Here is a 13,238-nt window from a genome sequence, read left to right on the forward strand (position 1 = left end):
TACATTTCTGCACCCGGCAGTGTGTACTGCCCTCTCGTTCAACTTCTGGCATGACACCAGAAGCTGGCAAATTTATGGATTACTCGCCGCGCCGCCGCACACTGTGGAGCATACTGTCGAGATCTGCAGCGCGAGGCTTCACCAGCCAGAACTTGCCGACAAATGTGTCGAAATTATCAAGAATGTGCTGACCCCAGGTACTTTTAGTTTCAGACACAAACTCGTCAATCACGCTGCGCAAATGGTTGCGATGAGCTTCCAATGCCTCGGTATTGATACGCGTAATATCCACCAATTCGTGATTGTATTTGTCGACAAAATTGTTCTTCTGGTCCAGCACGTAGGCGAAACCTCCGGTCATCCCGGCACCGAAGTTCACGCCAGTATCACCCAGAACGGTAACCACTCCACCAGTCATATATTCACAGCAGTGGTCGCCAACACCCTCGACAACCGCATGTGCACCGGAGTTGCGGACGCCGCAACGCTCGCCTGCGCGGCCCGCAGCAAACAACTTGCCACCGGTAGCACCATAGAGGCAGGTATTCCCCATAATACTGGTGTCCTGACTTGCGAACGCAGACCCTTTAGGAGGACGAATCACCAGCTTACCGCCGGCCATGCCTTTGCCCACGTAATCGTTGGCATCGCCTTCCAGTACCATATCAAGACCACCGGCGTTCCACACACCAAAGCTCTGACCAGCAACACCCTTGAGCTTTAGGGTAATGGGTTTACTGGCCATTCCCTGATTGCCGTGACGCTTGGCAATTTCACCACTGATACGCGCACCGATGGAGCGATCACAGTTAGTAACGATAAACTCGAATTGACCGCCCGATTTGGATTCAATGGCCGGCAGAATAGTGTTCACCATTTCTTCGGCCAGCAGCCCCTTATCGAAAGGTGGATTGCGTTCCAATTTACAGAATTGAGGCTTGGATTCCAGCAGTGTGTCCGTATGCAGCAGTGGACTAAGATCCAATTTTTGTTGCCGGGGCGTATTACCCTCGATAGCCTCTAACAGATCAACACGACCGATCAAATCATCAATAGTGCGAACCCCTAGCTTAGCCATCCACTCCCGAACCTCTTCAGCAACAAACCTAAAGAAGTTCATCGCCATATCTACGGTGCCAATGTAATGATCTCGACGCAAGGCCTCCTGCTGAGTAGCAACACCGGTAGCGCAGTTGTTCAGGTGACAGATACGCAGGTACTTACAACCCAAAGCAACCATAGGCGCCGTGCCGAAACCAAAGCTTTCCGCGCCGAGAATCGCTGCTTTAATCACGTCCAGACCAGACTTAAGTCCACCATCCGTTTGCACGCGAACCTTACCTCGAAGGTCGTTGGCACGTAGAGTCTGATGAGTTTCCGCCAGTCCCAGCTCCCAGGGCGAACCAGCATAGCGGATGGAGGTCAGTGGGCTTGCCGCCGTACCGCCATCGTAGCCCGAAATCGTAATCAAATCCGCATAGGCTTTAGCAACACCGGCTGCAATCGTACCCACGCCCGGACGCGATACCAACTTTACGGATACCAGGGCATCCGGGTTCACCTGCTTAAGATCGAAAATCAGCTGAGCCAAATCTTCAATGGAATAAATATCGTGGTGAGGGGGTGGCGAAATCAAGGTAACACCGGGTACAGAGTAACGCAGACGAGCAATCAACTCGTTTACTTTTCCGCCAGGAAGCTGGCCGCCTTCCCCAGGCTTTGCGCCCTGGGCGACTTTAATTTGCAGCACCTCAGCGTTAACAAGGTAGTGGGGCGTCACACCAAAGCGACCCGAGGCAACCTGCTTGATCTTGGAGACTTTGTTGGTTCCAAAGCGCACAGCATCTTCGCCGCCTTCACCACTGTTGGAGCGACCACCCAGTGTATTCATGGCTTGTGCCAGAGCTTCATGGGCCTCCGGGCTCAAGGCTCCCAGCGACATCGCCGCCGAGTCGAAACGGCGAACAATCGACTCCATCGATTCCACCTGATCAAGCGAAATCGATTTATCCTCGTCGTCCTTCAGCCTTAGCAGATCGCGCAATGTTGCGACCGGCCGGTTGTTGACTAACGCTGCGTAGTCACGCCATATCGCGTAATCACCGGTCTGTACGGCTTTTTGCAGGGTTTGCACCACATCCGGATTGAACGCGTGATACTCCTGGCCGTGGATATATTTCAATATGCCGCCAGGCTCAATGGTTTTGCGCGCCTTCCAGGCATCCTTAGCGAGAGACTTTTGGTCCACTTCAAGGTCAAGAAACTCGGCACCTTTAATACGGCTGGGCGTACCGGCGAAGCAGGTATCCACCACATCTTCCGATAAACCAACGGCTTCGAATAGCTGGGCGCCGCGGTATGAAGCTATAGTAGAAATCCCCATTTTGGACAGGATTTTCAACAACCCTTTGCCCAAACCTTTGCGGTAGTTAGTACTGGCATCGGCGTACTCGGTAAGCAACTCACCGGATTTCACCAAACGGTCAAGCAAGTAGTAACTGAGGTACGGGTAGACAGCGGTGGCGCCATAGCCGATCAATGCCGCTAGATGATGAGAGTCCCGCGCGGTTGCTGTCTCCACAATAATATTGGCATCACAACGCAAGCCTTCACGGGTGAGACGGTGATGCACGGCACCGGTCGCCAGCAAGGCATGAATAGGCAATTTGCCTTCAATAATCTTCAGATCCGATAGCACAACCAGGGTTTTGCCCACTTTAACCTGAGCAACAACCTCTTCCAGCATTAGTTCAATAGCCTGCTTGAGGTTAAGCACTTTGGTATCGTAGTTGAGGTCAATCTTGACCGCTTCATAACCGGATCGCCCAAGGTGCATTAGTGCTTTAAATTTTGCTGGCGATAATACCGGGTTGGTTAGAATGACACGGTTTGCGTGCTCTGCTGTCTCATCAAATACAGACAGTTCGCGACCAATACAGGTCTCCAATGACATCACTATCGCTTCACGCAAAGGATCGATAGGTGGATTGGTTACTTGGGCGAACTGCTGACGAAAATAATCGTAGAGCGAGCGGCGCTTCTCCGAAAGTACAGCCATCGGCGTGTCGTCCCCCATGGACCCAACAGCTTCCTGGCCCGCCTCCGCGAGAGGGCGAATAACCTGATCGCACTCCTCGAAAGTGACTTGGAACATTTTCATTGCCGTTTCAACCTGAGCTTCATTCAGGCCGTTTTCCGGCATCTCACGATCTAGGCTAGCTTCAATACGAACAGCATTTTCCTTCATCCACTGAAGATAGGGCTGGCCGGTTTTAAGCATTTGGTCGATATCAGCGGTATGGTGCAAGGTTCCAGTTTCGGTATCTACAGATAAGATCTGACCCGGCCCCAATCGGCCCTTAGCAACCACATCTTCTGGAGAATAATTGTATACACCAATTTCCGAGGCCACGGTAATAATGTCGTCTTTAGTTATTACCCAGCGCGAAGGCCGCAAACCGTTTCGATCAAGGGTACAAACCGCGTAGCGACCATCCGTTAAGACCAAGCCTGCGGGACCATCCCAGGGCTCGATATGCATAGAGTTGTATTCATAAAACGCCTTGAGCTCGCTATCCATATGCTCAACATTCTGCCAAGCGGGCGGCACCAGCATTCGGGCGGCACGGTGCAACTCCATGCCACCAACCAATAGTAACTCCAGCATATTATCCAGGCTGGACGAGTCCGAACCAGTACGATTTACCAGTGGGACAATCTCTTCAACATTGGGCAGTAACGGAGTCTGGAATTTTTTGGTACGCGCAACAGACCAGTTACGGTTACCCATAATGGTGTTGATCTCTCCGTTGTGCGCCAACATACGAAATGGTTGTGCCAGCGGCCACTCAGGTAATGTGTTGGTGGAGAAACGCTGGTGGAAAACACAAATCGCGGTTTTCAGGCGTTCGTCCGCCAAATCTTTATAGAAGCTGGGCAAATCCACTGGCATCATCAAGCCTTTATAGGACAAGACCTTGTGGCTCAAGCTCGCAATATAAAAAGACGCATCTGCGGCCAAACGGATTTCAGCTTTACGTCGCGCAACAAAGAGTTTCGCTCCCAGCTCCTGGTCGCTCAGATGATCCGCATTCACAAATAGGTGGTAAATGGAGGGCAGTGTTTGCAGCGCGATAGGGCCTAAACAGTTCGAGTCTGTTGGTACTTCGCGCCAAGCGCATTCAGCAAAACCAACCGCTGCCAACTCCTCTTCGACGACAGTACGTGAGGCGTCCGCTTCGGCTTTATCGGTGCTGAGCATAATGGCACCAACACCGTAGCAACTGGCCAACTCAAATCCGAGCTCTTCACGTGCGACCGTACGCAAAAAGCTATCCGGCTTCTGAATAAGCAAACCACAGCCGTCGCCCGTTTTTCCATCGGCGGCAATGCCACCACGGTGCGTCATACATGTCAGGGCTTCGATTCCCGTGGACAACAACTTGTGACTCGGATTGCCCTTTAAGTGGGCGATCATGCCAAAGCCGCAGTTATCTTTAAACTCGTCCAACCGGTAGAGACCAGTATTCATAGGCTCATTCACTTTGTTCATTCGCTTCCATCTGTTAACGCACCATCTAGGGGCGCAATTGATACTCTCTAGCAGCCGCCATTACGGCGAACACTATACTATGCACAATTCGATCCGGCTGCCTGCCGGCACGGTACAAAAACCACTTAGATTTAGACAGCTTTTACGTATCTAGTTTACATACAGCTTGTTGGAGGGCGCAGCGTTAGGGATGGATTTAAACATGCAGCTTTAAGAAGCAGTTTCGCAATTCCCGGTTCTCACCAAAGCTGAAAGGCATACAAACCAGACAAAAAAACCCCATAAATTCGGGGCTTTAGATAATCTGGGCGAAGCATGTTAACTGCACTTAATGGGCTTGGCAAGAAAAACTCCACTCAACAAAAACCCTATTAATTGCGCCGAATTGCGTCGATCTCCTGTTTAATATCTTTTAACGAGCGAGGCCACGGGCCTGCCGTTCGCTGCTCTGCTGGCAACTGATCCCGCGCATTCAACGCTGCCGACCTGGAAGCGTAGACCCCCGCAAGTACGATCGCGCGCCGCTCTCCTTTTCTAAGCCCCTCGTAGACATACAAGGACTTACGGTTGGCCTGGCGCGCCATATAAGACTGGAGAGAAGCCTCTCTGCTGGCAACTAACACCTGTAAAGTGTACTCGCCACTTGAGCGAGAAAGCAAAAAAAGCTCGTCGTATTCGAAGGCTAAAGATTCAACGAATGGAGCAGGTGTGGGGCTGGGCGTGGGCGTGGGCGCAACATTATTCCTGGCGGACGCAACAAAAGCTGGTTTCGCAGGAACAACTACAATCTCTGCAGCTTCGGGTGAAGTGCCTGCAGCCAATCCACCAACAATCTCGACTGAGCCTGTTAAATCGATACCTTCCTTTGCTGCTGACTCGGAGGAAACACTACCAAGGGCTTGCACTTTTTCCGGCACCTTACGCTCTTCCGTAAGCTGTCCAGAGCTGAGGGTCGGCGACAAAACCAACTTCGGCGTCTCACTTATATTCTGCGACGTCAGCGCCCAAATGAGGACGCTAACCAACACCAGCATTGCTACGATATGGCCTAGCGGTAAACCAAACGTTTTTCCCTTTGCGCTATCAGTTTTAGACCGCGATTCACCGGCCCCAACCATTGACTCCAAAAGCCCTAACGCAACACCCGGATTGCCCATCGATTTAGCCCAAAGGCTATTCAGAGCTTCATCATCAAGCCGCCCCGACCACTCCAACCCTAGATCTGAAAAAAAAGCCCGCAACTCTGCGGCGGAAAGAAGCGGCATCTCAAAGTCATAAACAGGCACTTCCAGCAACTGCAACTCATCCAAGCGCTCCACCAAACCCGACTGAGCAGCCAAGAGCAACACTAGACCATAACCTGCAGCCTCCTGCTCCTGCCCCTGCACCAAACTAATAAGCGCACCAAGCGTTGAATCATCGAGTAGGTGGGCATTATCAATTATCAACACGGCCTGCTTCTGCTCTGCAGTAAGTGACTGACTAAAATGCCTTAAAGCGGCCAGCATTTCGCCCGGACCACCCATTGCACCGATGCTAACCCCAAGACGTGCCGTAATTAGAGCCAGATTTTTCTGAAGATCAGCGTCACTCTCTGCACAAAAATTGACGCACAAGGGGAGGTGTTCGAGATGGCTTTTTAACTCATTGAGAAAACATGTTTTCCCCGCTCCAGCGGCACCGACGATAACCGGTAAACCTTCGCCGAACTGAAGCAAATGTAAAATTTGATCGATAAGTACCTGACGCCCAGGTGTGGCAAAATAAACCGGCCCTTGCCTATAACCAACTTGAGGCTGATCAACACCCTCTTTTGGGATCACTAAATCAAGCTCTTGGTTGTCCATAATAGTTGCGCCCAGTTGTCTTAACTACAGAACTCCGTTAGCGTTTCTTCAAGTTTTTTAGGGTCAAAGTCTGCTGTCACTACGGACTCTCCGCATCCAGTTAAAAGGACCAAGCGCAAAGTACCATCAAGTACTTTTTTGTCGACAGCCATATATTGCATAAAAATATCGGGGGTCATTGTTTCCGGCACTTTTATCGGCAATTTTGCCTTCTCAATCAGCTCTATGGCTCTGTCATAAACGCTTTGCTCAATCCACCCCAAGCGCAAGGATAAATCGCACGCCATAACCATGCCGGCACCAACCGCCTCACCGTGAACCCATACGCCATAGCCCATATAGGACTCTATTGCATGACCAAAGGTATGCCCAAGGTTTAAAATGGCCCGCAGACCGGATTCAGTTTCGTCTTTCGCGACAATATCGGCTTTCGTTTTGCAGGATACGTCGATAGCATAGGCCAGAGCATCGCTATCTCTCGCCAGAAGGGCATCCATGTTCTGCTCAAGCCAGGAGAAAAACTCCGCGTCAGCAATCAAACCATATTTGATCACTTCAGCTAAACCTGCAGAAAGCTCTCTATCGGGAAGAGTTGCCAGAACATCTGTATCGATAATGACCGACTTCGGTTGATAAAACGCACCGATCATATTTTTACCCAACGGGTGGTTTACACCTGTTTTTCCGCCAACTGACGAGTCGACCTGCGACAACAGTGTTGTCGGGATCTGGATAAAATTTACACCCCGCTGATAACTAGCGGCGGCAAAGCCGACCATGTCGCCAATAACACCGCCCCCCAAAGCCACCAGTGTAGTGCGCCGGTTGTGGCGCTTACTTAACAGACCATCAAAAATGAGATTTAATGTTTCCAGGTTTTTAAACTGCTCGCCATCGGGCAACACTACCTTATCCAAGCGAAAGCTTTCACCCAGTAGCGCTTCAACTTTATGGGCATAGAGAGGATCTACTGTTTCATTGGTTACAAGCATTACCTGATCGGAAGATAGATACGGCTTTAAATAATCGCCACAATTCAGCAATTGCTCACCAATAAAAATGGGGTAACTTCTTTCACCAAGCTCAACATGTAATCTTCGAGTTGCCATATAGTGTATTAAGTCCAATAGATGTATTTAGCACAAACAGAAACAATCGGCGACATTGTATACGAGAACACCCTAAGATATCACTGCAGGCAAAAAGGAGGAGGTTTCCGCAACAGGCTGGAATGAGAAAGACTATGCTTCTGGAGAAATTAGATCGACTATTGCCTGCACAACATACTTAGGGCTGCGGCCATCGGTAACAAGAACATAGCCCGCTACCTCACGGTAAAGAGGATCACGCAGATTATATAGCTCAATAATTTTGGCTTTTGGGTCATCGACCTGAAGCAAAGGTCTTTTCTTATCTTTATAAGTTCTCTCGACAAGCTGCTCAATGGTCGCCGTAAGGTAGACAACTGACGACTGCTTTTTTAGCATCTCTCGGTTTTCTTCCCGCATGACAATACCGCCGCCGGTAGCAATAACAACGGAATTTTTCTCAACCATTTCTGCAAGAACAGCAGATTCGCGCTCGCGAAAACCCGCCTCACCTTCAACATCGAAAATCCAAGGAATATCGGCACCCGTGCGCTGCTCAATAACATTATCAGTATCCAGAAAATCACAACCCAAATGTTGGGACAACATTCTACCGATAGTGGATTTGCCGGCCCCCATGGGGCCGACCAGAAAGACAGAGTGGCTCACGTTACTCCAGGAAGTCTGAGCTCATGATACGAGGCGTAACAAATATGAGTAGCTCACGCTTTTGCTCATCGTTAATATCGTGGCGGAAGAGTGTACCCAAGAAAGGAATATCTCCCAGTAGCGGAACCTTGGTTTGACCTTTAACGGTTTCAACAGAATAAATGCCCCCAAGAACAACCGTATCGCCATCAGCGACCAACACAGAGGTTTCCAGATGGGTCACATCAATAACCGGTACCCCAGCGGAAACACCGGTAACAGAGTCCTGATCAATCTCCAGATCCATAATGATGCGATTATCCGGCGTAATTTGCGGCGTAACATTCAAACGCAAGACGACTTCTTTAAATGACGTTGTGGTACCACCACTGGCAGACTCCGCCTGGTAGGGCACTTCGGTACCAGATTGAATGGTTGCAGGCTGCTTATCTCCAGTGATGACTTTTGGCTGAGAAACAATTTCAGCAAATCCAGAATCCTGCAAAGCAGATAACTCCATACCCAGCATGAAATTGCTACTAATAACGTTCCACGCCAACGAGCCGGTAGGATTAAAGACACCAAGATCCACTAAAGTATTCTGCGGGAAAGAGTGCTGGCTATCTGCTTGCCCGTCACCATCAGAATCGGTAAATGCGCCAACAATTCCTTTAGTCTCCGCATACACGCTATCCATTGAGCCCGTAAACTCGTGTATATGACTACCGGATTCAGAGCTTTCTACCGCATCACCCGCGATTCTAAATCCCAGCTCCTTGCGAAATTCCGAGTTGGCAATAACCAAACGAGCCTCGATCATTACCTGCTTAACCGGAATATCGATACGATCGACCAACAGCTTAAACTGGTTAATTTTTTCTTCAGTATCCGTCAGAATTATGGAATTGGTTCTCTCATCCACAATCGCCTGTCCACGATCAGATAACATGCTGCCCGTTGAATTGCGGGAACTACCACCAGCTCCCGACTCTGCACCTCCACCGCCAGCGCTCCCAGCCATAAATAGTGTGAAAAGCTCACGCGCATTGGCATAGCGAATACGAATATACTCCGTGCGCAATGGAGCCAATTCTTCTAGTTGCTTCTTGGTTTCAATTTCCTGCTTTTCCCTTTCCGCAATCTCTGCCGCCGGTGCAACCATCAGCACATTGCCAATCTGCCGCTTGTCCAGCCCCTTGGTTTTTAATACTAGATCCAAAGCCTGGTCCCAAGGTACATTTTCTAAACGCAACGTAATATTGCCTGTTACTGTATCGCTAGCAACAAGATTCAACTCAGTGAAATCTGCAATCAACTGCAACACTGAGCGCACTTGTATATCCTGAAAGTTTAACGACAAGCGCTCACCAACATACGCGAACGTCTTTTTCTTGTCTTCGATTTCCTGGCGAGAGAGAGGCTTTACACTGATGACATATTCGGTATCTGCCTGGTACGCAAGGTAATCATAATCACCAGTAGCATCAATTTTAATAACGGTATTTGATCCGCTCATGCTCGAGCCGAGCATGCTCACCGGCGTAGCGAAATCAATGACATCGAGTTTTCGGTGCATTTCAGTCGGCAGCGCAGTGTCCATAAGGGTAACGTTAACTCCCGAAGACACCTCTTCGACATCAATCGCAATATTGGGGTTGGTTAAAGTAACGATAACCTTCCCTTCCCCGGTTTCACCTCTACGAAAATCTATCCCGCTTACCGATGAGCCCACATTACTATACTGAACACTCCCGTCTTCCAACGAAACGGGAGTGGAAACATCTACCGACGTCGACGCATTGCTTACACCAACAGACTCCGCCCCCACCTCCACAACCAGCTGCTCACCTTCAACTCGCGAAGTATAGGGTACTAAACTATTGAGGTTTACAATTAATCGCGTCCGACCGCCACCGGCGACAACAACCGCACTGCTAACCTCGCCGACTGACATTGAGTACTTTTTCTGCGGCAATAAATTTTCAACATCAGAAAAATCTAACACAATCCGTGCGGGCTGATCGATCGTATAGCCCTCAGGCTTGGAGATCGCCCCCTCGAACAACAAGCGAATTTCTGCACGCTCACCAGGTAACTCAGAGAACTGAATATCTTTCAGATTCGCTGCGCTAACCACGCCTGAAACCAACACAAGGGTACCAGAGAGCAGGATTATTAATTTACGTATGAACATGTTGTTTATTCCTTCTCAGCTAAAGCAAGTACACTTGGTCTTTCCAGCCAGCCATCGAGACCATCAGAGACAATTTCGATCAAATCCAGCTTTGCTTCCGACATTTCGACAACTTTGCCATGGTTGTTACCCAAATAATTACCCTGAGTAACCAAATGAATACGACCCTCACCATCTTTAATTAGCGCCCAAAGGGTTTCGCCCTTTTTCAAACTACCGACCATCTGCAGTGAGGACAAAGCAAAATCTTCTAAAAACTCTTTTTCTCTCGAAAAATCCGGCTTTACGTTTGCGCTTGAGCTTGCGTAAACGCGTCTCTCCACATCCATGGGCAAATCAAAAGGACTGCGCATCGCAGCAGAACTGTAAATGAAGGCTTCGTAAGGCCGAAACGACGGCAGAGGTTCAATAGATCCCGCAGGCCTTTGTTTCACTTCACCTATATATGAGCGTAAGTCGGCATGGTCACTCCCCGAGCTACACCCAACAATCGATACACCAATTACTGATATCAACAAAATGCGATTTAGTATCTGCATTACTATCTATCCTGGGATTTATAGCGATATGTCTTGGCGATAATTTCCATCGACAAGCCACTATTCACCAAACTTGCGCCCTTGCTGGAAGCTTTGGTCTTGCGAATATTAAAGTCATGTAGGGTTACAATACGTGGCATCCCCGCCACCCCACTAACAAAGGCACCGAATTCGTGATAACCACCGGTTACTTTTACTTTGATCGGCAACTCCACATAAAACTCGGTAGTAACCTCGTTCTGCAGCGCGATACTTTGTATTGCTAAACGGCTCTCAACACCTTTATCATCGATATCCTCCAGCAATCCGGGCACTTCTGTTTCAGTCGGCAGACGGGACACCAGGGCACCAAAAGACTCTTGCATTTCAATCATTTGCTTACGGTATCGATCCAGATTCGCCGCTTCAAACGCTTTTGATTCAAAAGATTTCTTTAACTCAACTTCCTTATTTTGCGCCACACCCAAATCGTGAAACTTATCTTTAACGACAAAAAAGTACATCGCAAAGACAATAAGCCCTGCCGCCAATACGCATAAAAACATTCTTACGGGAGTAGGCCAAACACCTACCCGATCCCAATCCACATTATTAAAATCAAAATTTTTCAGCTGCTCTACGTACTGATTCAAATCAGCCATTCTACTTGCCCTCCTCTTCGGGAAGAACTGCCTTTAGCTGCATTCGAAAAACGCTAGCCTGTTCGCCGTGTTGAGGCGCAGCAACAACGGAACGTAAATTGGGCCCAGAAAACCAGTCAGAATCATCCAGCTGGCGCATAAAAGTGGAAACCCTATTCGTCGATTCACTCACACCCTCAATAAAAATGGTACTTCCCGACTTGGAGAGGGAAGTAATATACACACCATCCGGTACCGATTTAGCAAAAGCATCAAAATAGTGGACGATAATCGAACGCCTGCCCTCCAACCCCTGAATCACCTTCATCCTATCCAGCAGCTCGCGCCGCTTATTTTTCAAGTCTTTGATTTCGCTAACCTGGCTTTGAAGCTGTGAAATTTCCGCCTGGAGTAAATTATTGCGAGATTTCTGAGAGGAAATACTGCCCTCAACAGACTGAATCCACAAATAACCTATACCCAGAGCAAGCAAACAAACGCCACCTAACTGGAACAAAAACTCTTTCTTTTTCTCCTGGCGATGCTCTTCTCTCCAGGGCAATAAGTTAATCTGAGCCATGTTACACAAAGCTCCTTAGGGCCAATCCCGTAGCAATCATTAAAGAAGGCGCATCGTTGATTAGCGCAGCGGCATTAACTTTTGACGATACCGACATGTTGGCGAATGGATTGGCAACAGTGGCTGATGTTCCAAGTTTCTCTTCAATTAAGCCCGCCAACCCTTCCATCGATGCAACGCCACCGGCAAGAACAATATGATCCACGTCGTTATATTGACTAGAGGAAAAAAAGAACTGGAGAGACCGGGTTACCTGCTGAACCACAGCATCCTTAAACGGCTCTAACACCTCTGGCTCATAATCGTCAGGGAGGCCACCCTGTTTCTTAGCTAACCCTGCCTCGTCTGCAGAAAGTCCGTATCGGCGCTGAATTTCTTCGGTTAACTGCTTGCCACCAAATAATTGCTCGCGGGTGTAAATGGTCTTGCCATCAACCAGAACACTTAGCGTCGTCATGGTCGCACCAATATCCACAATAGCCACGACCTGCTCTTCCTGGTCTTCAAGCTGCTCCCTGATCAGCGAAAAGGCGCGCTCTACGGTATAAGCTTCAACGTCGACAACTTTTGCGTTCAAGTCGGAAAGCTCAAGCATAGACGCTCGCATATCAACGTTTTCACGGCGACATGCCGCCAATAAGATTTCAAGCTGATCGGGATCTTTAGACGAGGGGCCAAGCACATCAAAATCGATGGCGACCTCTTCAAGGGGATAGGGAATGTACTGATCTGCCTCGAGAGAAATCTGCGTCTCTAGCGCTTCTTCGTTCAAGTGACCCGGCATTTCAATCACTTTAGTGATTACGGATGACCCCGGTACCGCAACAGCGGCATCCTTAACCTTGGTTCTCGATGATTGAACAACAGCACGAATGACCTGTGCAACAGCGTCCACGTCAGTAATATTTTTTTCAACCACCACGTTCGGCGGTAGCGCGCGGACTGCATAGTTTTCTACCCGATAGCCATCACCCTGCCGACTGAACTCCAACAGCTTCACTGTTGTCGAACTCACGTCCAGACCGAGTACGGGTTTCTTTTTCTGCTCGAATAAACTGAGAATACCCATTTTTCTATCTATATCCGCTACTTAGGTTATGTTTATGTTATAGCACTTTAAGTATATGCTGCAACTAGAGACTGCGTAGGTAAAGTGTGAAAAAGGTCTTA

The 13,238-nt window shown here is 49.0% G+C and carries 9 protein-coding genes; all 9 read right to left on the reverse strand.

Annotated elements, in window-relative coordinates; all coding sequences use genetic code 11:
• Nucleotides 1–79 precede the first annotated feature (79 nt).
• On the reverse strand, nucleotides 80–4,531 hold the full coding sequence (gene gltB, locus H5715_RS12840) for a glutamate synthase large subunit (protein WP_185906531.1): 4,452 nt from the start codon (nucleotides 4,529–4,531) through the stop codon (nucleotides 80–82).
• A gap of 392 nt (nucleotides 4,532–4,923) precedes the next feature.
• On the reverse strand, nucleotides 4,924–6,399 hold the full coding sequence (locus tag H5715_RS12845) for an SPOR domain-containing protein (protein WP_075185431.1): 1,476 nt from the start codon (nucleotides 6,397–6,399) through the stop codon (nucleotides 4,924–4,926).
• 20 nt (nucleotides 6,400–6,419) lie between these two features.
• Nucleotides 6,420–7,508, reverse strand: a complete 1,089-nt coding sequence (gene aroB / locus H5715_RS12850) for a 3-dehydroquinate synthase (RefSeq protein ID WP_075185430.1) — start codon at nucleotides 7,506–7,508, stop codon at nucleotides 6,420–6,422.
• Nucleotides 7,509–7,640: 132 nt separating this feature from the next.
• On the reverse strand, nucleotides 7,641–8,156 hold the full coding sequence (gene aroK / locus H5715_RS12855) for a shikimate kinase AroK (protein WP_075185429.1): 516 nt from the start codon (nucleotides 8,154–8,156) through the stop codon (nucleotides 7,641–7,643).
• Between the two features lies 1 nt (nucleotide 8,157).
• Complete coding sequence (locus tag H5715_RS12860; RefSeq protein WP_075185428.1) at nucleotides 8,158–10,329, reverse strand: type IV pilus secretin PilQ; 2,172 nt, start codon at nucleotides 10,327–10,329, stop codon at nucleotides 8,158–8,160.
• Nucleotides 10,330–10,334: 5 nt separating this feature from the next.
• On the reverse strand, nucleotides 10,335–10,868 hold the full coding sequence (locus H5715_RS12865) for a pilus assembly protein PilP (RefSeq protein ID WP_075185427.1): 534 nt from the start codon (nucleotides 10,866–10,868) through the stop codon (nucleotides 10,335–10,337).
• 2 nt (nucleotides 10,869–10,870) lie between these two features.
• The gene (locus H5715_RS12870; RefSeq protein WP_075185426.1) at nucleotides 10,871–11,509 is read right to left on the reverse strand and encodes a type IV pilus inner membrane component PilO; all 639 of its coding nucleotides are present in this window, start codon (nucleotides 11,507–11,509) and stop codon (nucleotides 10,871–10,873) included.
• A 1-nt stretch (nucleotide 11,510) separates the two neighbouring features.
• The gene (locus tag H5715_RS12875; protein ID WP_075185425.1) at nucleotides 11,511–12,068 is read right to left on the reverse strand and encodes a PilN domain-containing protein; all 558 of its coding nucleotides are present in this window, start codon (nucleotides 12,066–12,068) and stop codon (nucleotides 11,511–11,513) included.
• A 1-nt stretch (nucleotide 12,069) separates the two neighbouring features.
• Nucleotides 12,070–13,137, reverse strand: coding sequence for a pilus assembly protein PilM (locus H5715_RS12880; RefSeq protein WP_075185424.1), 1,068 nt, complete (start codon nucleotides 13,135–13,137; stop codon nucleotides 12,070–12,072).
• Nucleotides 13,138–13,238: the final 101 nt, after the last annotated feature.

It is taken from the genome of Teredinibacter haidensis (genome assembly GCF_014211975.1).
In the GTDB taxonomy this organism is placed as follows: Bacteria; Pseudomonadota; Gammaproteobacteria; order Pseudomonadales; family Cellvibrionaceae; genus Teredinibacter; species Teredinibacter haidensis.

What these genes read in the sequence shown, in the direction of transcription:
- gltB (WP_185906531.1), bottom strand. Translation starts at nt 4,531, where the DNA reads ATGAATACTGGTCTCTACCGGTTGGACGAGTTTAAAGATAACTGCGGC.
- H5715_RS12845 (WP_075185431.1), bottom strand. Translation starts at nt 6,399, where the DNA reads ATGGACAACCAAGAGCTTGATTTAGTGATCCCAAAAGAGGGTGTTGAT.
- aroB (WP_075185430.1), bottom strand. Translation starts at nt 7,508, where the DNA reads ATGGCAACTCGAAGATTACATGTTGAGCTTGGTGAAAGAAGTTACCCC.
- H5715_RS12860 (WP_075185428.1), bottom strand. Translation starts at nt 10,329, where the DNA reads ATGTTCATACGTAAATTAATAATCCTGCTCTCTGGTACCCTTGTGTTG.
- H5715_RS12865 (WP_075185427.1), bottom strand. Translation starts at nt 10,868, where the DNA reads ATGCAGATACTAAATCGCATTTTGTTGATATCAGTAATTGGTGTATCG.
- H5715_RS12870 (WP_075185426.1), bottom strand. Translation starts at nt 11,509, where the DNA reads ATGGCTGATTTGAATCAGTACGTAGAGCAGCTGAAAAATTTTGATTTT.
- H5715_RS12875 (WP_075185425.1), bottom strand. Translation starts at nt 12,068, where the DNA reads ATGGCTCAGATTAACTTATTGCCCTGGAGAGAAGAGCATCGCCAGGAG.
- H5715_RS12880 (WP_075185424.1), bottom strand. Translation starts at nt 13,137, where the DNA reads ATGGGTATTCTCAGTTTATTCGAGCAGAAAAAGAAACCCGTACTCGGT.